This is a genomic window from Rhizobacter sp. SG703, from assembly GCF_012275445.1.
Classification (GTDB): domain Bacteria; phylum Pseudomonadota; class Gammaproteobacteria; order Burkholderiales; family Burkholderiaceae_C; genus Rhizobacter.
The window spans coordinates 1-23894 of record NZ_JAAZQK010000004.1 but is presented as its reverse complement, the minus strand read 5'-3'; the positions used below and the strand labels follow the sequence as shown (position 1 = coordinate 23894).

Genomic DNA, 23894 nt, shown 5'->3' with positions numbered 1-23894 from the left:
TGCAGTGCAACCCACGGGGTCGGAAAGGGCTGGACATGAAGAACTGGACGCAGCTGTTTGCGGCGGTGCCGTTGTGCGTTTCGTTGGCGGTCGTGAAGGCGATGGGCGTCGTGATGGATGCATTCGTGCTGCACGTCGAACGGCGGGCCGAGCGGATGTACCTGCAGGCCCAGGGCCTGGCCGTGAGCCTGGCCCGCGCCTACCTCCGGCACATCAAGCCGAACGTCGACCCGCATTGCCCTGCATGCCGCAGCGGCGTGCAGGTGGCCGAGCGGGCGGTGACGGTGCCCGGCAAACCGATCGCGGCAGTGGTGGACGTGAGCTGCCGGTGCGGGCTGTGCAATTCGCGCTTCGGCATGCCGAGGGAGGGGGAAGACGAACTGACCTAGCGGTCAGCTCTGCCGACGGGGCGGGCCAGGCAGGCCCGCTGGCGCGGTGGACGCATCGTGGAGCCCGCCCGATTCCGCTGGTGAAATCGATGCCCTGGTCGCGGTGCCCTGCACAATGACCCACGCGTCGCCGCAGGCATCCCGAGCGGCGCGAATCGACGAGGACAATGAGATGCGCTTGCTCGTGATCCATCAGAACTTTCCCGGCCAGTTCGGCCACCTCGTCACGGCGTGGTCGCGTCGCCCCGGATGGGACGTGCGGGCACTGGGCCGCGAGACGGCGCCCGGGCTGCCCGGTTTCGACGGCTTGGTGCGCTACAAGCTGGCGCGCGCGCCGCATGCGCAGCAGCACGGCTACCTGCGGCAGATGGAATCGGCCACGCTGCATGGGCAGGCCACCGCCCGCGCGATGCTGAAGCTGCAGCACGACGGCTTCACGCCCGACGTGATCCTCGCGCACCCCGGCTGGGGCGAGACGCTCTATGCGAAGGATGTGTTCCCCGACGCACGGCTGGTGCACCTGTGCGAGTGGTACTACGGTGCCGACGGCGCCGACCTGGGCTTCGACCCGGAATTCCCGCTCAGCTTCGACGACCGCGCACGCGTGCGCACCTGGAATGCGCTGCACACGCTGAACCTGACGAACTGCGATGCGGCGGTCAGCCCGACGCACTGGCAGCGCAGCCGGCATCCGGAGATCTTCTTGCCGAAGATCGGCGTGCAGCACGAGGGCATCGACACCGAAGGGCTGGCGCCCGATGCGAATGCCGTGGTGAAGACGCGCAGCGGTGCGGTGCTGAAGGCAGGCGATCCTGTGATCACCTACGTGGCCCGAAACCTGGAGCCGTACCGCGGCTTCCACGTCTTCATGCGCGCGCTGGAGCGCATCCAAACGCAGCACAAGACCTGCCATGCGCTGATCGTCGGCGGCGACGGCGTGAGCTACGGCAAGCGCACGCGCGACGCGACCAACTGGCGCGAGAAGATGCTGGCCGAGGTGAAGCTCGATCCCGAGCGCACGCACTTCACCGGCAAGCTGCCGCGCGCGCAGTACTTGCGGGTGCTGCAGGTATCGGCGGCGCACGTGTACCTGACGTATCCGTTCGTGCTGAGCTGGTCGCTGCTGGAGGCGATGGCCTGCGGCGTGCCCATCGTGGCGTCGGACACTGCACCGGTGCGCGAGGTGATCCGCGACGGCGAGAACGGACGGCTGGTGCCGTTCTTCGAGCCAACGGTGGTGGCCGATGCGGTGCTGGCCGGGCTGGAATCGCCGGCAGCGTGGCAGCCGCTGCGCGAGCGCGCGAGGGTCGATGCGCAGGCCTACAGCCTGGCGGCGGGGCTGGCCGGGCATGAGCGATTGCTGCAGGGGAATAAAAGCGTGGCCCCGCTCGTCGGTAGCGCGCTGGCAGCAGCGCCATCACTGACGCGGTGAATTGCACGCGGGGTGGGCGAGGCGCATGCAGCTGCGGCTGCGGCTGCCATAGCGTTCGCTCATGTCGGCTTCTCTCGATTAGATGTCCCCCATGAGAGGGGAGCGATGGAGATGGCGATTCTTGAGGTGCGTGGCTAGACTGCGCCGAACAGGGACAAGGACATCATCCATGAATGCAAATACGCGGCTTGCGTGCCGGGCGCGACCGGTGTCTGGAACGCGAGGCACTTCATGGCTTTGCGTTGGATCGATGGTGTTTGTGACGGGGCTTGTCGCCTCGTTTGCGTGTCGCGCCAGCGACGACCAGAGGTTCGTTGGATTCGAATGTGTGCCCGCGAGCGGAATGCTGCGGATCTCATACCACTCCGATCATCTGCACCCTCTCTTCTCCGAGGGCTACCTGGTAGATACCTTCCAGCTGAAGAAGAACGATCCATCCGGTGAGTACGTGGAGTCAGTGCGCCAAGTGACGAAGACCTGCAGCATCAAAGGGGTTCACTACGTCGTGCGCATTCGTGGAGTTCCCGGTGCGGGTCGGCTGGGAAAAGATCAATCGCACTGTCGAGAATGTTGACGGAATCGTGTGGTTGAAGTGGCGGCCGATGAACTTGAACAGCGGTCAGTTTGAACCAGATGATCCCTATGGCAAGGATTGCAGCGGTGATGATTGCATCAAAAGAATGCTGCGAGTAACGCAGGGTGTGGAACTAAATCCAGTGGAAGCCAAGCAGTATGAAAAGGGCTACCGCTTTGTCGAAAGCGTGGATCCGAGCGATGGCCGGAAGTATCGCTACGTTGGTGTCATCAAGATGCATCCTCGATGGACTGAACAGGCGGTTGCGCGCGAGAAAGAATTGACTGGGAAAGATATCGACTCTTCCGCATATGTCTTCGCCATGGAGCGCAGGCCTGTCGAGCAATTCACTGCGCGGTATGGTATTACCTGGGACGATATTTCAACCCACGAAGACCGTGAGTTGTGGATAGCTGCCGGTTTGCTCAAGGCAATTGACCTACAGACCAATGAAGTTGTTGCGGAACGCATTGGCTACATTGTAGATAGCGGGCAAGGGAGTACAGATGGATTCAGGGATCCTTGGGGTTGGGCTAAAACTCATGCGCCCCGATGTCACCGCAGCGATGAGCACACGTGGGAATTCTCAATGCGGCATCTTGTGCCATCCAAATCTGAAAGATGATCATGCCGAATAGCGTTGCGCACCAATTTCCAGGACTTCCAAGTTTCGTCTCGGATGTCTGGCACCACTCTGCATTTGGTTTTCTTGCAACGGCGCTTGGTGTTCAGGGCCTGAAAGCTGAGCAAGGCGTATCAAGATGAATGTCGATTACAAGTTGAAGGCATCTGCGTATTCCATTTCGCGACTAATTTCCGCAAGGGAGGATATGTTGAAAAAACTTGCTCTATTTGGTTTTCTATCACTTTTGCTGCTACTGGTTATCTGGGTGGCTGGCCGGCTGTTCATTGGTTCATCAAGTTTTGGTGGGCTATCGACTCTCGATACACTTCTTGGGAGGGCTCCTCGGGATAGTGAATATATATCCATCTTCAAGAGGAATGAACGGGCGCTTCAAGAAATCGCGAGGTATAGCTCTGTCACTTGCCTTGATGAAATGGCAAATGGTATCAGAAGGCACAAAAAAGAGGCTGTTGCGCTGATCGAGGCAGCAGAAATTGCAGAATTGATTACGGCTCGGAGTTTGGCGGGTGTGCGCCGCCAATTGCAGCAGCAAACGCAATCAGCGGTTCCGGATTGTCCCGGCAGAGACTTTGAGATTTGGGCGTGGAGACAAGGTCCGAGACAATACTTTCCAAGCGATGCTGATGAGTATGAAACGAAGATGATAGTATTCTTCTCGGAACAGCCTGATATAGTCGTGAATGGTGCTGAAAAGTATGTCAGTGTGCAGGGGAATCATTTGGGGCCGCTGCTCGACTCTTTGGACGATAACGCTGGTCAGCGAGACTGCGCGTTTCGCGCATTGGATCTGCACTGGTTCCTACGGTACTGCAAGGTGGCGCGCTATCGCCCAATCTAATATTGCTGGCTGCTCTTGGCGAGATAGGAGATATTAAGTGAAGACACGTCGTTTTTACAGCTTGCAATCTCTTGGTTTTGCAGGGAAGCAAACGATCGGAATCCTGCAAGCCTCTTTGAGCCTTGGGGTCTCACCTGAGGCGATTGCGGGTGCATTGGCTGAAGAGGCATTCTCCTATTTTGAATACCCTTTGGGTTCAATGGACTATATCAGGGATAGATTTCTGGATGAGCGTGCGCTTGAGCAATCCGATGCTGACCTCCGATCATCGTATGCAGATGCAGTTGCGGCAGGGATCATAGATGAGAAGACCGCATTCAATACTGTTCTTTATCAGGTGATGGCAGACGTAGGGCCAGGGAATATACGAATCGCCGTCGCAATTCGTGTGCTGGAAGCCTATCTTGCAGAGAATCCCTCGGATCCCTTGGGATTAAAGGCCTATGCAAATGACTATCATGCACTGGTTGTGGGACTCATCGAGGGGACAGACGGTGTGTCAGCGAAAATCGCCGCACTAGCCTTGATGGAAATCAAGAAGGAAGTCGATACTCTTGTCGATCCGACATACTGGGAGACACTGCCGCAGTGCACAAAGGACGCCGTTTACGTAACAGCATACAACGTTGGAATGCCGGCTATTCGGCTGGGTGCAGCTGCGCAGATGGCATTGACGGGACGTTATTGTCCAGTACCGGGAAGTGGAACAAGTGCTGGCCTGGACCATGAATTCAATTCTGAACAACTGGCTGAGTTATTGGGGCGATCGCCAATTTATGGGGAAACGGTTTCCAACTCGTTGAGAGAGGATTTCTCACCATGGGAGCTGATGTCTCGGGCGATAGAAGAAACACCCGCCGGACTGGCGTGTCGATATGCGCTAAAAAAGTTATATCCAGTCGTTTTTCAGAGCAGGGACTATCGGGCAGAAAATGCCGACGGATCACTTGATGTTGATCAGAATGGTGGTGGAGTGGGGGTTTCCGCTGCATGGCTTTCGTCGCGCATAAATCTTCTCAATACCGCATTTTCATTTCTGGAGCGGAGGATAGGGGACAAGGTTGTTCCTCTGGCTAACGGAGGAACTTTGACGGTCACTTCTGTATCGGGTTTCTGGATATATACAGATGCAGGCAGGGGATTGACCATGAACGTCGCCGGAGTCGCTGATGGGCGTTTGGCGCGCCAAGTATATTTTTCGCGAGATGAAGGTGGTTTGGTAGCAGGGGGAGGCGGCGATGACAAGATTTTTGGCGGCAACGGAAGGGATACACTAATCGGATCTGGAGGAGATGATCTTCTGGAGGGTGGGTGGAGCGACGATGATTTACGTGGAGGTGCTGATAATGACTCGCTCTCTGGCGGACTAGGCTTTGATACGCTCGACGGTGGCGTCGGCAATGATGTCTTGCAAGGCGGCTTGAATAATGATCGACTGACCGGCGGCTAGGGAAACGACTTCTTGGCTGGCGGAGCAGGTACATGGAAACTCGGAGACCATGCGCCTACCGACGACGATGTGCTGATTGGAGGCGCCGACTACGACACCTACTTCTTCTGCTGCACTTTTGGGACCGACACCGTCATCGATTCGGACGGAAAGGGCCAATTGATCGTCGAGGACAGGAAGCTGACGGGCGGCGGCCAGCAATCGTCGGTTCCCGGTCTCTATTTCGACAGCAAAGGCTACGGCTACTACTACCAGGTCGGCTCCACACTCTATATCGGTCGCAAAGACATCGACGGCACGATCGTGGTCAAGGACTGGAGCAACGGCCAGCTCGACATCACGCTGGGTCAGCCCGCTCCCGGCACGCCTCGTCCCAGAACGGCCTCACCCTTGATCCTCGACCTCGACGGCAACGGCGTCACCACCACTCCGTTGTCCACGCTGTTCGATCACAACGCCGACGGCTTCGCTGAACTCACGGGCTGGGTCGGCGGCAACGACGCGCTGCTGGTGCGCGACCTCGACGGCGATGGCCAGATCGCGTCCGGCCGTGAGCTGTTCGGCAGCAACACGATGTTGTCCGACGGCACGCTGGCGGCCAACGGCTTCCAGGCGCTCGCCGAACTGGACGAGAACGGCGACGGCATCGTCAATGCAAACGACGCCGGCTTCGCAACCCTGATGCTCTGGCGGGACGCAGACGGTGACGGCAAGGTCGGCCGAGGCGAGCTGCAGTCGGCACGCGACTTCTTCTTCACGGCCGACGGCCCGAACAGCATCTCGGTTGGCTATGCCGGCAGCGGCTTCGTCGACGCCAATGGGAACGCGCACCGACAGGTCGGGCATTTCACCTCCAACGACGGTGCCAACAACACAATCTCGGACGTCTGGCTCGCGACCGACATGAGCGCTACGGCGCCGCTCGCCACCGGGCCGGTGCCTGCGGACGTCGCTGCGCTGCCGAACGTCGACGGCCGCGGTACCGTGCCGTCGCTGCATGCGGCGATGGCGGTCGACCCGGCGCTGAAGGCGTTGATCGCGCAGTTCGTCGCCGCAGCCACGACTCAGGAGGCGGAGGCGCTGTTGCCCAGCATCCTTTGGCGCTGGACCGGCGCAGATGCGGTGTCGCCGGGCGAGCGCGGCCCGTTCATCGCCGATGCGCGGTGGCTGCGGGTGATCGAGGCCTTCGGCGGTACGCCGTTCGTACAGCCGGCGGGGCCCGATGCCGGCTCGACCGATCCGGGCCCGGTCGCAGCAGCCGAGGTCTACGACGCCGCGCGGCAGATTTACGAGTTGACACTGTCCCGGCTGATGGCATCCAGCCACTTGGCGGCGCTGTACGACCAAATCACCGCAACGTGGGACCCAGCAAACCAGACCTTCCGCGTCAACGTTGGCCAGGCGGGCCTGAGCTTGGCGGCGGCCGTCACTGCCGATCACGATGCCGGCCTGCGGTTGATCGGCGACTTCGTCCGCGCGCTGGCGGGCGAGCGGGCGCTGTCGAGCGCCGTCGTCTCTCAGTTGCAGTCGGTGCTGAGCGCCGGTCGGTGCCGATGCAGTCGCCGCGGTCACGGTTGCAGCGCCGAGCCCGATCGCCCCCTTGCCCCTGGAAGCGCTGCGTCGGGCCGACGATGACCTGCTGGGCACCGGTGCCGGCGAGCTGTTGTACGGTGGCCAAGGGCGCGACAACCTGCAGGGCGGCGGCGGCGCTGACCAGTTGATTGGCGGGGCGGGCAACGACACGCTGGAAGGCGGCAGCGGCGACGACGCGCTGATCGGCAACGACGGTGCGGACACCTACGTCTTCAACGTCGGTTCCGGACACGACGTGATCTACAACGACGACAATGACACCGCCAACGGTCCCAGTGCTCCGGACCGCATCCTGTTTGGCCCCGACATCATGCCCGGCCAGATCAGCAGTCGGCGCATCGGCGACGACCTGCAACTCGTCGTCGGCACCGGTGCAGACACGCTCACCGTGCGCAACTACTTCGTGCAAGACGGTGGGACCTCCAGCGTCGTTGAGTCGGTGGAGTTCACGAGCTCCATCGGGTCGTGGAACCTCGCGACATTCAAGCCCTGGGTGCTAGCCGGGACTCCCGGTGACGACACGCTGACCGGCTACGCAGGCAGAGATGTGATCAACGGCGGCCTCGGCGATGACGTCATCTCGGCAGGCGGCGGCAACGACGATCTCGAAGGCGGCGCCGGCAACGACCTGCTGATCGGCGGCACCGGCGACAACACCTTCGTGTTCGGTCGCGGTGACGGGCAGGACACGATCGCGGCCGAGTGGGACTTGTTCTACGGCAAGCAGAGCAGGTTGGTTTTCCGCTCGAACGTGCTGCCCTCGGACGTGCAGGCCAGCCGGGTCGCGAACGACCTGATCTTGACGCTCACCGGCAGCAGCGACGCCGTCACGATCCGCGACTATTTCTATCCCAACGCGCTGCCGCAGACCCGCAGCCCGGTGCAGCTCATCACGTTCTCCAATGGCACGAGCTGGGGCCTTCACAACTTCAGCAGTCTGGTTCCGATCCCGACCGCCGCGGCCGACAACCTGATGGGAACACCCAACGCCGATACTTTCTACGGCGGGGCCGGCAACGACCGCTTGAACGGGGCCGACGGCGACGACCTGCTGCACGGCGATGCCGATGCGGACACACTGGTGGGTGGTGCCGGCAACGACGCATTGTTCGGGGACGATGGCAATGACATGCTCGATGGCGGCGGCGGTGCCGACACGCTGTACGGCGGCCTGGGCGACGACACCTATGTGCAGACCGATGCCGCCGATACGCTGGTCGAATTGCCCGGCGAAGGGGTAGACACGTTGCAGACCACGGTGGCGCAGCGCTTCGCATCCGGCATCGAGCTCTCCAACTTCGCAAACTACACGCGCGGCGTTGCCGAACTTTCCGGAGGCATCGAGAACCTGGTGCTGCTGCATCCGGCCAGCAACTCGCCCCGGACCGATTGGATCTATGCGCGCGGCAACGCCGGCAACAACCTCATTGATGCCCGTGGCGAATTCGTCAATCCGGTGGTGGTCGACGGCGGTGCCGGCGCCGACGCGCTGCGAGGCGGTGCCGGGGACAACATCTTCGTCGTCGACAACGTGGGCGACGTGATCGAAGATCTACCCGGCGCCGCCGACGTGCGCAACACGGTGATGACTTCGATCGACTACACGCTCGGCACAGGTCTGCAGGATGCTTGGCTGTTGGCGGGCCCTCAGGGCTATACCCCGTTGCGGGTCACCGGCAACGAGGGCAGCAATACCTTCAATGCCTGGGGCTCCGCCATGGTCGAGGTGGAACCGGGTGTCTTCGAGTCCAAGGGCAGCAACGATACGCTGGTCGGCCTGTCTGGAGACGATGTGTACTACATCGCGGCCGGCGACTCGGTCATCGAGGCAGCGGACGGTGGCATCGACGAGGTCCATGCCAACGAGATCAACGTGTCGCTGTTCGCGAACGTCGAGATCTTCCATGGCAGCAGGGTGCTGGGGGACGAGCATTCGAACGACATTCGCAGCGATCTCCTGGTGAGCGGCGCCGTCGTGTCGGAACTGTCCGGCGGGGGCGGCGATGATGTTCTGCTCGACTCCGAACCGCCGGCGGACAAATGGCTGGGCTTCGTGCAGGGTGGCAGTGCCGACCGCGACGTCCTGAAGGGTGACGCCGGAAACGACACGCTGATCTCGACACTGGGTGTCGACTCTCTGTACGGCGGGGCCGGCGACGACCAGATCGTCTTTCGGAACGCAGGCTATACGTCGACCGATCCGTGGGGTGGTGGCGTGATCCCGGTCGCGTCCAGCGGCCGCATGTACTTCCAGCGCGGCGACGGCAACGACACGGTGCGGGTGGAAGCGTATTCGCCGGCGAGCGGTCAAGGGATGCTCACGTTCCAAGGCGATCTCGACCTGACCGACCTCGCCTTCGATCGCGTGGGCGACGACCTGGTGGTGTCCGTTGCCGATGGCGGCGGCAGCGTCTCCTTCAAGGACTACCTGGCTGACGGATCGCCAACGGCTTCGATGCCACTGGTCATCGGCTTTGCTGCAGCAGAACGATCGCGCTACGACGCGCGGATCCCCAACGAGGGCGCGTCGATCGGTTGGCAGGATATCGTCGCCAGCCGGTTATCCACCGGCAACCAGAATGTCGTGACCGAGGAGCGCGACTTCCTGATCGGCACCGGCGGCAACGATGTGCTGGAGGGCGCAGGTGGCGACGACATGTTGTTCGGCGGTGCTGGAGACGACACGCTCTCGGGCGGTGCGGGCATCGACATCCTGCGCGGCGGTGCTGGCAACGACCTGTTGATCAGCGGTGCGGCTACCGCAGATTCCGCGCTGCCCCAACTGCTGGATGGTTCATACGGTGACGACCGCTACTTCGTCGACAGTGCGGCACGCGATGTGCGGATCATCGATGACGGCGGCTTCGACGTGATCGAGTTCGGCTCGGGCATCACTGCAGCGGACATCCGCGTAAAGGGTGCCGATTCGTTCAGTACGCTCGATGGAAGCCTGCAGGTGCGCATGGTTCACGTGCCGGGTTCAGCCAGCGCCGGTGATGGCGTGATCGAAGAACTGCGCTTTGCCGATGGCACCGTATGGAGCCAGCAGACCATCCGCCAGCTTTCGCTGCAAGGCAGCGAAGGGGACGATTGGCTGACCGGCTTCGACGGCGACGACACCATTGCCGGCTATGGGGGCAACGACACGTTGCAAGGCCTGGCTGGCAACGATTGGCTGGATGGCGGTGCCGGCGTCGACTCGCTGGTGGGCGGCGATGGCGATGACACCTACATCATCGACTCGGCCAGCGACGTGATCAACGAGTCGGCCAACGGCGGGACCGACACCGTGCGCAGCAGCATCACGAAGACGCTGGCCACGAACCTGGAGAATCTCACGCTGATCGGCTCCGGAACGATCAACGGCACCGGAAACGGCGTGGCCAATGTGCTGATCGGCAACGGGTCGAACAACTCGCTGTCCGGCGCCGCCGGCGACGACACCCTGGATGGCGGTGCGGGCAACGACACGCTGATCGGCGGCGCCGGCAACGACGTCTACTACGTCGATGCGAGCGGCGACACCCTCACCGAGTCTTCCGGTGGCGGTACCGACACTGTCAACAGCCTCGTCAACATCGCGACGCTGTGGGGCAACGTCGAGAACCTGAACCTGCTCGGCACCGGCAACCTGAACGCCACCGGCAACGGGCTCGACAACTTGCTGTTCGGCAACGCTGGCAACAACGCCTTGAGCGGCGGCACGGGCAACGACACCTACTACGGCGGTGCCGGCAGCGACACGATGACGGACGCGGGAACCTCGAACGAGGTGTACCGCTGGGGGCGCGGCGACGGGCTGGACACGATCACCGACGGCGGTGGCACCGACCGCATCGAGATCGGCAGCGGCATCAGCGCTGCGCAACTGACGCAGGTGCGCAGCGGCAACAACCTGGTGCTAGGCATCAGTGGCACGACGACGGACAAGCTGACGATCACCAACTACTACGTGGGCACGGCCAACAAGATCGAGACGATCAAGCTGGCCGACGGCACGAGCGTTGTGGTTACGGCGAGCGCGTTGTCCAGCAGTGTGCCGACCGAGAAGGCGATGCCGTCCGTGGTGACGGGCTGGAATGCGATGGAAGCGTCGCTGCGCGGCACGCCGGTGCGCGAAGGGTTGCCGACGCCGCTGGTCGCCATGGACAGCGATTTGCACCAGGACGCGCTGCTCGCCGGACTGATCGGCAGCAGTCGCACCCAATCACTGCGCAGGCTGGCAGCCTGACAAACCATGAGCGCGTCCATCCTCAACACGAGGGATGCCGCGCCACGCGAAGACAGCCGTTCGCTCGATAGACTGCCGGTACAAGAGAGGGAGTAGGCGTCCATGACGAGGGCGAGAGGAGGGACGGCGCCGCGCGCGCTGCCGCAGCAGCAATTGCTGTGGGCGTTGGGATCGTTGTGTGCCTTGCACCGGCAGCCGTTCGCAGCCGAGCTGGTGGCGCGCGAGTTCCCGCCGCCGTGCACGCAGGCCACGGTGATTGCGGCCGGGCGGGCGCTCGGCTTCAAGGTGCGCGAGATTGCGTTGAAGGCCTCGCGCATCGGGCGCATGGTGTTTCCGCTGCTGGTCGCGTTGAAAGCCGACACGGCCGACGATGCCGGTGGTGCCGAGCCGCCGGTGATCGGCATCGTCACGGCCGTGGCCGACGGCAAGGTGGTGCTGTTCCGCGCCGGCAGCACGACCCCGCAGGCGCTGGACAACGATGCGTTCGCGCAGGCCATCACCGGCGAGGCATGGCTGGCCGCGCCGATCACCGCGGCGGCCACCGACCCCGATGGCGCCTCCGCCACGCCGCGCTTCGGCTTCCGCTGGTTCGTGCCCGAGTTGATGAAGCACCGCCAGGTGTGGCGCGACGTGCTGCTGGCCTCGTTGGCCTTGCAGCTGATCGCGCTGGCCACGCCGCTGTTCACGCAGGCCATCATCGACAAGGTGGTGGTGCACCGCACGCAGAGCACGCTGGTGGCGATCGGCATCGCGATGGCGATCTTCACCGTCTTCACCAGCCTGCTGAGCTGGGTGCGGCAGTACCTGGTGCTGCACACCGGCAACCGCGTCGACGCGGTGCTCGGCGCCGCCATCTGGGAGCACCTGCTGCGCCTGCCGCTGCGCTACTTCCAGCACCGGCCGACCGGCGTCGTCGCGGCGCGCCTGCATGCGGTCGAGACGATCCGCGAGTTCGTGTCGGGCGCGGCGGTCGGCCTGGTGCTCGATCTCCCTTTCCTGCTGATCTGCCTCGGGCTGATGTTCTGGTACAGCGCGTTGCTCACCTGCATCGCGCTCGGCATCCTGGGAGTCATCGCGGTGGTGAGCGTCGTGATTGCACCGCTGTTCCAGGCCCGGCTGAACGAGCAGTTCCTGCTGGGCGCGCGCAACCAGGCCTTCGTCACCGAGCACATCGCCGGCTTCGAGACGGTGAAGAGCCTGCAGATGGAGCCGCAGCTGCGCCAGCGCTTCGCGGGTTACCTGGCCACCTACCTGCAATCGGGCTTCAAGACCAAGCAGACCGCCAACACCTACAACATCTTCGCGACCACGCTGGACCAATTGCAGACGCTGCTGATCCTGATGGTCGGCGCGTACACGGTGATGACCGAGCCGAGCTTCACGATCGGCATGCTGGTGGCCTTCCAGATGTTCGCCGGCAAGCTGAGCCAGCCGGTGCTGCGCATCGTCGGGCTCTGGAGCCAGTTCCAGCAGGCCTCGCTGAGCGTGCAGCGGCTGGGCGACGTGATGAACGCGCCGGCCGAGCCGTACACGCTGGCGCCTCAGCGGCAAACCGGCGGTGCCGGCCGCATCGAGGTGCGCAACCTGGGCTTCCGTTATGCAGACGACCTGCCGCTCCTGTACCAGGACCTGACCCTGAGCATCCAACCGGGCCAGACGGTCGCGATCATGGGCCCGTCGGGCACCGGCAAAAGCACCTTCGCAAAGCTGCTGATGGGCTTTTACCAGCCGAGCCAGGGGCAGATCCGCATCGACGACGTCGACATCCGCCACATGGCCGCCAACGAACTGCGCGCGCACTTCGGCGTGGTGCCGCAGGAGACGGTGCTGTTCAGCGGCAGCATCTTCGACAACCTGCGCGCCGGCAACCCGGCGGCGAGTTTCGAGCAGGTGGTGCAGGCCGCGAAGATGGCCGGCATCCACACGACGATCGAGGCGCTGCCGCAGGGTTATCAAACGGAGATCGGCGAGCGTGGCAGCGGGTTGTCGGGAGGGCAGAAGCAGCGGCTGGCGATTGCGCGGGCGTTGCTGAAGGGCCCGAAGGTGCTGATCTTCGACGAGGCCACGTCGGCGCTGGACCACGACACGGCCGAGAGCTTCGCGAAGACGATCAACGCACTGAAGGGGCGGGTGACGATGCTGTTCATCACGCACAACCTGCCGAAGCTGCTGAAGATCGATGCAGTGGTGCAGTTGCATGCCGAGGGTGCGCAGATGCTGCAGGCGGTGCCGCACGAAACCCGCGGCATGGAGAACTGACATGACCGTCGTCTTGCTCGACCCGGACGCGCTCGACTTCGCGCCCGACCTGCTCGCGATCCAGGAGCGCCCGCCGGCGCGCCTGCCGCGGGTGCTGCTGGTCACGGTGGCGGTGCTGATCGCGCTGCTGCTCGCGTGGTCGGTGTTCGCGCAGCTCGACATCATCGCGACCGCCGAGGGCCGGCTCGTGCCGATGAGCTTCACCAAGCTCGTGCAGCCGGCCGAGGCCGGCGTCGTCACCGAGATCCTGGTGCAGGACGGCGACGCGGTGAAGCAGGGCCAGCTGCTGCTGCGCCTGGATGCGCGGGCCTCGCTGGCCGACACCACCGCGCTGACGCACGAGGTGGCGCTGAAGAAGCTCGGGCTGCGTCGCATCGAGGCCGAGCTGGCCGACCGGCCGCTGCTGGCCGGGCGCGACGAACCGCCGCTGCTGTACGCGCAGGTCGAGGCGCAGTTCCGTGCGCGTCGCCAAGCCTACCTCGACGCCGTCGCGCAAGAGCAGGAGACCCGCGCCCGCGCGCAGGCCGACCTGCTGGCGGCGCAGCAGCAGCTGTCGAAGCTCACGCAGACCCTGCCGAGCTACCAGCAGTCGGCACAGGCCTTCCGGCAACTGGTCAAGGAAGGTTTCGTCGGCGAACTGGCGGCCAACGAGAAGGCCCGCGAGGCCACCGAGCGCGAGCAGGACGTGAAGGTGCAGACCGCCAACGTGCAAAGCGGCGTGCTGGCCGTCGCGCAATCGGAGCGCAAGCTGGCGGCGCTGCGCTCGCAGTACCGCTCGCAGCTGGAGAACGAGCGCATCGAGACGCTGGCCACGCTGAACCGCAGCGACCAGGAGCTGCAGAAGTCCGCGGTGCGCGCCGGCCAGCTGGAGATCCGCGCGCCGAACGACGGCATCGTGAAGGACCTGGCCACCACGACGCGCGGCGCGGTGGTGTCGGCCGGCGCGCTGCTGATGAACATCGTGCCGCAGGGCGAGCCGCTGCAGGCCGAGGTGCAGCTGCACAACGAGGATGTCGGCTTCGTCAGCGTCGGCCAGCTCGCGAAGGTGAAGGTGGCCGCCTACCCGTTCCAGAAATACGGCCTGCTCGACGGCCGCGTGATCCTGGTGAGCGCCGACGCGGCCGATCCGAAGCAGCAGCAACAGCCGCCGCAGCCGGGCCAGCCGCAACTGAACTACCGCGCCATCGTGCAGATCGACAGCCCGGTGCTGACCAGCGCCGCCACCGGCGAGAAGCTCGCGCTGAACCCCGGCATGGCGGTCACCGCCGAGGTGCAGCAGGGGCGGCGCTCGGTGATCGAGTACTTGCTGTCGCCGGTGAAGAAGGTGGCGCAGGAGGCGGCGCGGGAGCGCTGACCGGTTGCCCGGATGCCAATCCGGGATGTGTCGGACGATTCCCGGATTGGCATCCGGGCTACTGCAGGCCGCGCAGCCAATGGCGCAAGGCGCCGGCATCGAACGGCTTCTGCAGGAACGGCCAGCCGCCGTCCGCTTGCGAGGCGACGGTCTCCAGCGGCATCCCCGACATCAGGGCGACCCGCAGCTGCGGCCAGCGGGTCGCGACGGTGCGGGCCAACTGCACGCCGCTCATGCCGTCTCCCAGGCGCACGTCCGACAGCATCAGCTGCGGCAACACGCCTTGGTCCAGCGCATGCAGCGCCTGCTCGGCGCTGGCCACCGCGTGCACGCGGCAGCCGGCGCTCGACAGCATCTCCGTCACCGTGTGGCGAAACGCCTCGTCGTCGTCGACCAGCAGCACCGACGCCGCCGGCCCGTCGGCCGCTGGCGCTGGCGCGGCGGCCGGCACCGGCGGCGCAGCGCCCGCCTCGAGCGCAAACCGCAGGGTCACGCTCGTCCCCTCGCCGACCCGGCTCGCCAGCGCGATGCGCCCGCCCGACTGCTTCACGAAGCCATAGACGATCGACAGCCCGAGCCCGCTGCCTTCGCCGTCCGCCTTCGTGGTGAAGAACGGTTCGAACACCTTCTCGCGCAGCGCCTCCGGGATGCCGCTGCCGGTGTCGGTGACGCGCAGTTCGAGCTCGCCGTCGTCGACCCGCGTCGCGATCTCCAGCCGCCCGCCCTCGGGCATCGCCGCGGCGCTGTTGATCACCAGGTTCAGCAGCGCGTTCTCCAGCTGGCCGCGGTCCAGGTGCACGCTGGCGCCGCCTGCCTGCAACGCCAGCGCCACCTGCACCGCGCCGCCGGCGCTGTAGTCGATCAGGTCGACCATTTCCTCGACCATCGCATCCACCATGACCGGTTCGGCCTGCAGCGGCTGGCGCCGCGCGAAGGCCAGCAGCCGCCGCGTCAGCGCGCTCGCGCGTTCGGCGGCACGGGCGGCGCGCTGCAGCTGCGCGCGGCCGGCCGCGTCGAGCGCCGGCTGCGACTCCAGCAGCCCGAGCGTGCCGACGATCGTGCCCAGGTGGTTGTTGAAATCGTGCGCGACGCCGCCGGTCAGCTGGCCCAGCATCTCCAGCCGCAGCGCATGCTGCAGCTGCACCTCGATCGCGCGGCGCTCGGTCAGGTCGGTGACGAGGCTGACGACGCCGCCGTCGGGCATCGCGCGGCTGCGCACGTCGTAGACCCGGTTGTCCGGCAGGTACAGCTCGACGTGCGCATGCGCGGTGAACGGCGGCAGCGCGCCGGCGGCCAGCGCCTGCCGCTCGGTCCGCCCCGGCGCACGCCACGCGATGCCGCCCGCCAGCTGCGCCATCAGCTGCCGCGGCGGCTGGCCAGCGGCCGGCTGCACGCCGTGCACCGCGAGCATGCGTTCGAGCGGTTCGTTCCACAGCCGCAGCCGGCCGTCGCGGTCGAACACCGCGAGGCCGTCGTTCATGCTGCTGTGCACCGCGGCGCGCAGCTCGCCCTGCTCGCGCAGGTCGGCCACCAGCTGCTGCTTGGCCAGCAGGTTGTCGCGAAAAACCTCGAAGGTGCGGGCCAGCGCGCCCAGTTCGTCGCGCCGGGCAGTGGCCGGCGTCGCCACCGAGGTGTCGCCGCGCGCCAGCCGCGACATCACCGCGGTGATCCGCTCGACGCCGCCGACCAGCCGGTGCACATAGGCCGTCGCGCCGAGCGCGATCGCGCCGCACACCAGCGTCAGCAGCAGCAGCCCGGTCTTGCCGGAGGCGATCGCGCGCGACACCAGCTCGCTGCGCGTCTGCGCCGTCTCGCGCAGCGTGTCGACGTGGCGCGAGACCTGCGCGCTCAGCTCGTCGGCGTTGGTGCGCGTCAGCAGCACCAGCGAGCCGCTGCGGCCGTCGAGGTTGATCTGGTCGCTGCGCAGCCGCAGGATGCCGGCCGGGCCGATCGACAGCTCGCGCAGCGTCGCGCGGAACACGTCGCCGAGGCCGGCGTACGCGTCGCGCCGGTCGGCCGCGATCAGCAGCGCCTCGACGTCGGCCTGCAGCCGACCGAGCGTGGCCGGCGTGTCGACGCTCGCGCCCAGCACCAGGCTGGACCACACCTGCGTCAGCACCGGGTCGCCGTGGCGCGGCGGCGTGCCGCGGGCGTGCAGCCGGCTGCCGATGTCCTCCAGCCGCTCCATCTGCGTCTGCAGCCGCTGGCGTACCTGCTGGCGCATCTGCGTCAGCTCGGCCAGGCGCAGCAGGTTGATGTCGCCGCGGTCGATCAGCGGGTCGAGCCGGGCCTTCAGCGGGCCCTGCACGTCGATCTCGCCGGAGCGCTGGCGGATCTCGCTGATCAGCCCGCGCGCGATCGTCGCGTTGGCGTCCAGGCTCTCCGGCGTGCGCGACTCGGCCAGGTTCGGTGCGGTGGCGGCCAGCCGCGTGGTGCGCTCGGCCAGTTCGAGCGCCTGCGCGATCTGCGGCAGCACCTCGCCTTCGTAGGCCGACAGCTCGCGCTGCGTGCGCTGCATGCCGAGCCAGCCGACGAGGGTCAGCGCGATCGCCGCGGCCAGCAGGATCACGAAGGCGGCCATCAGCCGCGTGCGCACCCGCTGCGCACGCGGCCCCAAATTGATGACAACCCCTCGCCCGCCCGGGACGTCGGACGATCCCCCGGCGGGATGCGGGCCGGCTTGGGGCGGCCCGGCGCTCGGCCCGCCGCGTGCTTCAAGCAGTGCTGGCATGGCCACCGGTGACCGGAACGGCGAACACGTAGCCCAGCCCGCGCTCGGTGCAGATGTAGCGCGGGTGCTTCGGGTTCGGCTCGATCTTGCGGCGCACGCGCAGGATCAGCACGTCGACGCTGCGGTCGAACACCTCGGTCTCCAGGCTGCGCGTGTGCTCCAGCAGCTGGTCGCGCGTCCACACCTTGCCGGGCTGGCCGACGAAAGCCTCGAGCAGCCGGAACTCGGCCGGCGTCAGCGCGCACACGCGGCCGTCGGCGCCGCGCAGTTCGCGTTCGCGCAGGTCGAGCGTCCAGTCGCCGAACTGCAGTTGAGCGGCCGGCTCGCGCGGCTGTGCCGCCACGGCTGCCGGCTGCGTGCGCCGCAGCACCGCGCGCACATGGGCCAGCAGCTCGCGTGGGCTGAACGGCTTCACGAGGAAATCGTCGGCCGCCAGTTCGAGCAGCAGCACGCGGTCCATCTCGTCGCTGCTGCCGCTGATCATGATGATCGGCAGGGCCGGGTGCCGCTCGCGCAGGCCGCGCGCGAGCGCCAGCCCGTGCTCGTCCTTCAGGCGCAGGTCGAGCAGCACCAGCGCATGCGGTGCCTCGGCCAGCGCGGCATGCAGGCCGATGCCGTCGCCGGCCACGCTGACGTCGAAGCCGGACTGCGTCAGCGCGTCGTCGAGCGACGCGCGCAGGTCCGGGTCGTCGTCGACGACCAGCACGCGCTGGCGTGGCAATGTCGCGGGTGCGATGATGGAACTCATCTCATGAACTCATGGCGGCGCTCGTGAGTGTGCAGCACATGACGCCGGCTTCACTTCCCGGCTTTCCCTTGGGTTGTTGATCGTTGTTCATGCGCTGGGCGTTCTGCAGACGGCCGGATGGTTATCCCCCCAGCGAGGGATGCTTGTCCTTCAATCAACTGCTTGACGCCGTCCGATCAGGCCGATACCGTCGCGCTCCAACGCTGGCATCGCCAATGGATCGATGCCAGCCAGCCCGCAAATTCGCACGACCGATGCGAGCGGCGCAGGTCAAGCTCATTGGGGGGAATCCTTGAATCATTTACGTCATGGGGCCGTGGCACGGCCGCGCATGGCTGTTGCGGTGCTTGCCGCGGTGGCCGTTCTGGTGCTTGTTCTCTTCAGCATTCCGATGGCGGCGCTCGCGCAGACGGCCGTGACGATCCAGCCGCCGAACCTGTCGGGCGCGGTGTCGGGCAGCCTGGCCGGCCGGGCGTCGGTGGGCGCGGGTGCGGCGACGTACTCGGTGTCGATCGCGGTGCCGCCGGGCACGGCGGGCATGGCACCTGGCGTGTCGCTGAACTACTCGAGCCAGTCCGGCACGGGCACGCTCGGGCGCGGCTGGGCCCTGGGCGGCCAGTCGAGCATCGCGCGCTGCGGCAAGACATGGGCTGTCGATGGCGTGCGCACTGCGGTGCAGCTGAGCACGGCCGACGGGTTCTGCCTCGACGGCCAGCGGCTGCTGCCGGTGACGGACTCGAACGGCAGCGAGTACCGCACGCGCATCGACGCCTTCAGCAAGATCGTTCCCGTCATCACCGATGCCGCCAAGGGCCCGGACGCCTGGACGGTCTACCTGAAGTCCGGGCAGGTGATGACCTATGGCGGCACGGCTGACGCCACGCTCGACGTGCAAGGCGGCACCCGCAACCTGCGCTGGGCGCTGTCGCGCTCGCAGGACCGGCGCGGCAGCTATTTCGCCATCAGCTACGCGAAGAACAGCGCGCTCGGCGAGATGGTGCCGACGCGCATCCGCTACACCGGCAACGACAGCACCGGGCTGCTGCCGTACAACGCGGTGAACTTCGTCTACGAGACCCGGCCCGACCCGTGGCAGGGCTATGTGGCCGGCAACCTGCTGAGCCGCACGCTGCGGTTGACGGCCATCCAGACGCGCATCGACACCGCGGCCGACGGCAGCGGCGGCACGCTGGTCCGCGACTACCGCGTGGCCTACAAGACGAACCCGATCAACGGTCGCAGCCTGGTCGATGCGATCAGCGATTGCGATGGCGCGGGTAATTGCCTTCCTTCGACGCGCTTCGCCTGGACGGTTCGCGACCCCGCGGCGGAGACCTTCGCGGCCCCCGGCAGCGGCAACTGGGGCGGCCCGGTGCCGCAATTGCAGGAACTGATGCCGGTGAACCAGCAGTTCGGCAGCAAGACGCAGCAGGTGCAGACACAGGTGATGATGGGCGACTTCGACGGCGACGGCGCGGCCGACCTGGCGCGTTCGGACGGCAACGGTACTTGGCGCGTGTGCCTGTCCAGGCGCACCAGCTTTGACTGTCAAGCCTGGGCTGGTCCAGCCGTTGGCGTCAGCTCGATCAGTGGTTCGTTGCCGGTGATGCAGGGCGATTTCAACGGCGACGGACGTACGGACCTTGCTGTGTTGCCAGACACCAACCGGCCGGGTTGGATCATCTGCCTGTCCACCGGCAGTTCATTCTCGTGCAATGCCTGGACCGCGGAGTCCTCGGGCGCCAACGGGAACCTCGTCGGCGATTTCAACGGCGACGGTCGCGACGACATCATCGTGCTCGACCGCTATCGGGACAAGGGCGGCAGCAAGCTGTGCCTTGCGGTGGCAAGCGGCGGCGGCTGCAGCGTCATCGACGCCGTCGACTTCATCGGGGCCATAGAGACCGACTGGGAGACCGGGCCGAACGTCAAGCGCGTGACGGGTGACTTCAACGGCGACGGACGCACCGACTTCCTCCTCACGCAGAAAACCGGGATCCTCAGCAGCGCAAGCGTGTATGTGTCGACCGACCAGGGGCTGGTGAGGGTGCGGGCGATGAATACCACCGAGTTCTTCCTGCCGTCGATCCCCGACCCGGGGACGACCCGGCTGGCCGACCAGAACGGCGATCCGTACGACAGCTACAGCGACGTGCTGGAGTCGCACACGCTGAACAGCGTCAGCACGGCCAAGATGTGCCGTTCGACCGGCGTGGCATGGTCGTGTTCTCCGATCCAGGGCGTGTCGACCAACCCGGGGTTCTCGAACGTCGGCGACTACGACGGAGACGGCCGCCTCGATGCGGCCCGCAGCACCGGCGTCTGCCAGATCGGCGACAGCGCGCCATACCAGCTCGGCGACCCCTACGGCGGCAGCGTCAACATCGCCTGCCGCCCATGGGCGCCGTCCAACCCCGGCGCAGAGGTGACGGCTTCGTACGTCGGCGACTTCAACGGCGACGGCATCCCAGACCGGGCCTACTACATCGCCACGACCAACTCCTCGGGATACTGGTACGTCGCGCTGACCGGCAACGGCGGCAGCACCGACCTGCTCGAGTCGGTGACCGACGGCGAGGGCCACCAGACGCAGTTCAGCTACAAGCGCATGGACGACACCAGCGTCTACACGCGCGGCGCGGATGTCGCCTGGCCGCTGCGCAACACCGTCAGCGGCCCGCCGCTGGTGGCGCAGCGCCGCGTCGCCAACGGGCAGGGCGGCTGGCTCAGCACCGACTACCGCTACCAGGGCCTGCGCAGCAACCAGCAGGGCCTGGGCTCGGTGGGTTTCGAGACGATCGAGTCGACCGACCAGGCCACCGGCACCACCACGCTGAGCCGGTTCAAGCAGGACGACCCGTTCATCGGCATGCCGGTGCAGACCAAGGCCACCCAGGCCAACGGCGTCGTGCTGAGCCAGACCGACAGCACCCTCGCGTCGTTCGCGACCACCGGTGGCGCGCTGTTCACCTACACGAGCAGCAGCACCAGCGCCACGCGCGACCTGAACAACGCGTTGATGGTGACGCGCACGACGCAGGTCAATGCGAACGGCATCGACGCCTTCGGCAACATCACATCGAGCAGCGAGACGGTGAGCGGCGGGGGCGACAGCTTCACGACGACCACGACGAACACCTACGACAACCTCACCGGCCCGTGGTTGATCGGGCTGCTGCGCAAGTCTGTGGTGGCCAAGTCGGCGCAGCAGGCAGGCGACGTGGCGGCGACGCCGGCCGCGCTGACCTTCTCGGCCTGCAACACCTCGAGCCCGGCGGCCATGCCGGCGCTGGCGTGGATCAGCTGCACGCTGGGCAACACCGGCCAGACGGTGGCCGCGTCGATCGCGTACGCCGCGCCGGCGGGCATGACGGTGAACGGCCCGGCCAACTGCTCGGCCAACACCGCCGACTGCGGTGCGGTGGTGCTGACCTCGGGCGCGGCCGCCGGCACCTACGGCGGCACGCTGAGTGCCACGCCGTCGCCGGCGGGCAGCGCCGCGTCGAAGGCGGTGTCGCTGACGGTGGCGCCGCCGCCGCTGGTCTTCGTGCCGGTGTCGACGCAGTGGGGCACCATCGGTGCGGCGTCCGACTCGGGCGACTGGCCGACGATCAAGAACAACAGCAGCGTGTCGCTGCTGATCACCGCACACACGACCGCCGCCGGGCCGGGGGGCATGTGGTCGTGGCAGGGACAGTCCGGGTACTGCGTGCCGGGCAGCACGGTGCTCGCGCCCGGCGCGTCGTGCCAGACCTTCTTCGGCACCGGTGCCCTGGCCACGCCAGGTTCGTACACCGCCACCGACCAGATCGGCTACCAAGTGGTCGGCGCGACCGGCACGACCTACACCGTGCAGCAGGGCTACGCCTTCTCGATGGCGAGCACCACGCCCAGTGTGAGCAGCCTGTCGTTCGGCAACGTGCCGATGAACACGACCAGCGCCACGCAGAGCTTCACGCTGACCAACAACGCGACGAATGGCGGCACGCTCGCGAACCTGTCGATCGCGCTGACCGGCACGAAGCCGGGCGACTTCGCGCTGACGCACAGCTGCGGCAGCGGTCTCGCCGCGGGCGCGGCTTGCACGGTGACCGTGAGCTTCAAGCCGACCGCGATCGCCAACGGCATCGGTGCCACGCTGCAGGTGCAGGGGTCGTATCCGCGCATGCAAGGCGGGGCCAACGGGGGCTACATCCTCGCGAATGGCGTGAACCTCGCGATCCCGGTGGCGGGCAACGGCACTGGCACGATCGCCACGCTGACCTCGGCGGCGAACCTCGTCGTGCCCGCAACCTGGTACGGCGGAGGTGCGCAGACGGTGACGGCCACCTACCGCAACGACGGCAACCTGCCGATGAGCCTGGCCTCGCCGGCGCTGGCAGCGCCGCTGAGCGTGGCAAGCAACGGCTGCAGCGCCGTGGCGGCGGGCGCGAGCTGCAACCTGGTGATCGCAGCGGCGACCAATGTGCCCGGGATCGGCCAGAGTCAGGCCTTTGCACCGAGCGGCGCCACGACGGCACCGGCTGCGACGACGGTGACGTGGACCACGCAATCGGCGGTGCCGCGCTGGAGCCCGACGAGCCTGGCCTTCGGCAATGTGGGCGTGGGCAACTCGGCCTCGCAGAACCTGACGCTCGTCAACGATGGCAACGTGGCCTACAACTGGGCTGCCAATTCGGGCATCGCGAACCTGCCGGCGGGCTTCAGCGTGAACACCGGCAACTGCAGCAACGTGGCACCGGGCGGCAGCTGCACGGTGGCGGTGAGCTTCGCACCGAGTGCAGTGACGAGCCAGGGCGGCAGCGGCATCTCGATGAGCGCGGCCTCGTACAACAGCAACACCTTCAGCGTCTCGGGCACCGGCTACGTCATTCCGGTCCTCACGGCCCCGAGCACCTCGGTCAGCGCCACGTCGACGGCACCGACGCCGGCGGTCGGCTACGCGATCTACATCAACAGCACGCCGACGCCGACAACGCTGAACCTGTCGTTCAGCGGCAGCGGCCTGACGCTGAGCAGCACGACCATGACGTGTCCGGCCTGGTCGGATCTCGGCGGCGGGTACTGCAGCGGCGTGCGGATCGATTCGCCGGCCACTGCTGGCACCTACACCGGCACGATCACCGGCACGTCGTCGATGGGCGGCAGCGTGCCGTCGATCTCGGTGACGCTGACGGTGCTGCCCGCGCCGAGCAACACGACGATTGCGTTGAGTCCGACGGCGCTGGACTACGGCGCGCAGGGGCTGGATCGCACGTCGGCGGCACAGACGGTGACGGTGTCGAACACCGGGGCGGCGCCCGCACCGATGACGACGGTGTTTCCGTCGGGCTCGGGCGGCTGGTCGTTCCAGCGCCAGGGCGGTACTTGTCCCGTCAACGGGCAGCAGCTTGCGGCCGGGGCGTCGTGCACGCTGGGGGTGGTCTTCGTGACGGGATGCACCTCGGGCAGCGCAGCGGGTGACCTCAAGGTGCAGGGCGCGAATTTCACGACCGCCACCGCGCGCCTGACCGGCACGATCAAGACGGGGAAGTGCACATGAGCACGACGAAGAACAAGATGATGCGGGCCGCGTTCTTGGCGGCGCTGCTCGGGTTGAGCGTTGCAACGCAGGCCCAGACGGCCGGCCAGACCGTGACCCGCACGGTG

12 protein-coding genes are annotated in these 23894 nt (G+C 66.2%); 10 read left to right on the top strand and 2 right to left on the bottom strand.

Features of this window, described 5'->3' with window-relative positions; genetic code table 11:
* Window positions 1-35 precede the first annotated feature (35 nt).
* The 9 genes from FHT26_RS08270 to FHT26_RS08230 all read left to right on the top strand — a co-directional run bounded on the left by FHT26_RS08270 (window position 36) and on the right by FHT26_RS08230 (window position 14766).
* Window positions 36-389 carry a hypothetical protein gene (locus FHT26_RS08270; protein WP_168559695.1) on the top strand — a complete coding sequence of 118 codons (354 nt, stop codon included), beginning with the start codon at window positions 36-38 and terminating at the stop codon, window positions 387-389.
* A gap of 172 nt (window positions 390-561) precedes the next feature.
* On the top strand, window positions 562-1821 hold the full coding sequence (locus FHT26_RS08265) for a glycosyltransferase family 4 protein (protein WP_168559694.1): 1260 nt from the start codon (window positions 562-564) through the stop codon (window positions 1819-1821).
* A 515-nt stretch (window positions 1822-2336) separates the two neighbouring features.
* Window positions 2337-3020: a hypothetical protein gene (locus FHT26_RS08260; RefSeq protein WP_168559693.1), complete on the top strand. Its 684-nt coding sequence runs from the start codon at window positions 2337-2339 to the stop codon at window positions 3018-3020.
* Window positions 3021-3156: 136 nt separating this feature from the next.
* Window positions 3157-3879: a hypothetical protein gene (locus FHT26_RS08255; protein ID WP_168559692.1), complete on the top strand. Its 723-nt coding sequence runs from the start codon at window positions 3157-3159 to the stop codon at window positions 3877-3879.
* Window positions 3880-3916: 37 nt separating this feature from the next.
* Window positions 3917-5329 carry a calcium-binding protein gene (locus tag FHT26_RS30470; RefSeq protein ID WP_349238112.1) on the top strand — a complete coding sequence of 471 codons (1413 nt, stop codon included), beginning with the start codon at window positions 3917-3919 and terminating at the stop codon, window positions 5327-5329.
* Window positions 5330-5398: 69 nt separating this feature from the next.
* Entirely contained in the window at window positions 5399-6964 is a 1566-nt protein-coding gene (locus tag FHT26_RS08245) for an SPM autocatalytic domain-containing protein (protein WP_168559691.1), read from the top strand.
* The gene (locus tag FHT26_RS08240) at window positions 6930-11153 is read left to right on the top strand and encodes a calcium-binding protein (RefSeq protein ID WP_168559690.1); all 4224 of its coding nucleotides are present in this window, start codon (window positions 6930-6932) and stop codon (window positions 11151-11153) included. The genes FHT26_RS08245 and FHT26_RS08240 overlap by 35 nt, the downstream gene beginning before the upstream one ends.
* A 102-nt stretch (window positions 11154-11255) precedes the next feature.
* On the top strand, window positions 11256-13412 hold the full coding sequence (locus FHT26_RS08235; protein WP_168559689.1) for a peptidase domain-containing ABC transporter: 2157 nt from the start codon (window positions 11256-11258) through the stop codon (window positions 13410-13412).
* Window position 13413: 1 nt separating this feature from the next.
* Window positions 13414-14766, top strand: a complete 1353-nt coding sequence (locus tag FHT26_RS08230; RefSeq protein ID WP_168559688.1) for an HlyD family type I secretion periplasmic adaptor subunit — start codon at window positions 13414-13416, stop codon at window positions 14764-14766.
* A 58-nt stretch (window positions 14767-14824) separates the two neighbouring features.
* Here FHT26_RS08230 and FHT26_RS08225 read toward each other — a convergent pair whose 3' ends face one another.
* Together FHT26_RS08225 and FHT26_RS08220 are read right to left on the bottom strand one after the other, a co-directional pair.
* The gene (locus tag FHT26_RS08225; protein WP_168559687.1) at window positions 14825-17347 is read right to left on the bottom strand and encodes an ATP-binding protein; all 2523 of its coding nucleotides are present in this window, start codon (window positions 17345-17347) and stop codon (window positions 14825-14827) included.
* A 133-nt stretch (window positions 17348-17480) separates the two neighbouring features.
* Complete coding sequence (locus FHT26_RS08220; RefSeq protein ID WP_168559686.1) at window positions 17481-18245, bottom strand: response regulator; 765 nt, start codon at window positions 18243-18245, stop codon at window positions 17481-17483.
* Between the two features lie 331 nt (window positions 18246-18576).
* Between FHT26_RS08220 and FHT26_RS08215 the strand changes: the two genes are divergently transcribed.
* Window positions 18577-23787 carry a choice-of-anchor D domain-containing protein gene (locus tag FHT26_RS08215; RefSeq protein WP_168559685.1) on the top strand — a complete coding sequence of 1737 codons (5211 nt, stop codon included), beginning with the start codon at window positions 18577-18579 and terminating at the stop codon, window positions 23785-23787.
* The last annotated feature ends 107 nt before the right edge of the window (window positions 23788-23894 follow it).

Bases quoted from the DNA above. Each gene is read 5' to 3' on its own strand.
- FHT26_RS08270 (WP_168559695.1), top strand. From the start codon at position 36: ATGAAGAACTGGACGCAGCTGTTTGCGGCGGTGCCGTTGTGCGTTTCG.
- FHT26_RS08265 (WP_168559694.1), top strand. From the start codon at position 562: ATGCGCTTGCTCGTGATCCATCAGAACTTTCCCGGCCAGTTCGGCCAC.
- FHT26_RS08255 (WP_168559692.1), top strand. From the start codon at position 3,157: ATGAATGTCGATTACAAGTTGAAGGCATCTGCGTATTCCATTTCGCGA.
- FHT26_RS08235 (WP_168559689.1), top strand. From the start codon at position 11,256: ATGACGAGGGCGAGAGGAGGGACGGCGCCGCGCGCGCTGCCGCAGCAG.
- FHT26_RS08230 (WP_168559688.1), top strand. From the start codon at position 13,414: ATGACCGTCGTCTTGCTCGACCCGGACGCGCTCGACTTCGCGCCCGAC.
- FHT26_RS08225 (WP_168559687.1), bottom strand. From the start codon at position 17,347: ATGGCCGCCTTCGTGATCCTGCTGGCCGCGGCGATCGCGCTGACCCTC.
- FHT26_RS08220 (WP_168559686.1), bottom strand. From the start codon at position 18,245: ATGAGTTCCATCATCGCACCCGCGACATTGCCACGCCAGCGCGTGCTG.
- FHT26_RS08215 (WP_168559685.1), top strand. From the start codon at position 18,577: ATGGCTGTTGCGGTGCTTGCCGCGGTGGCCGTTCTGGTGCTTGTTCTC.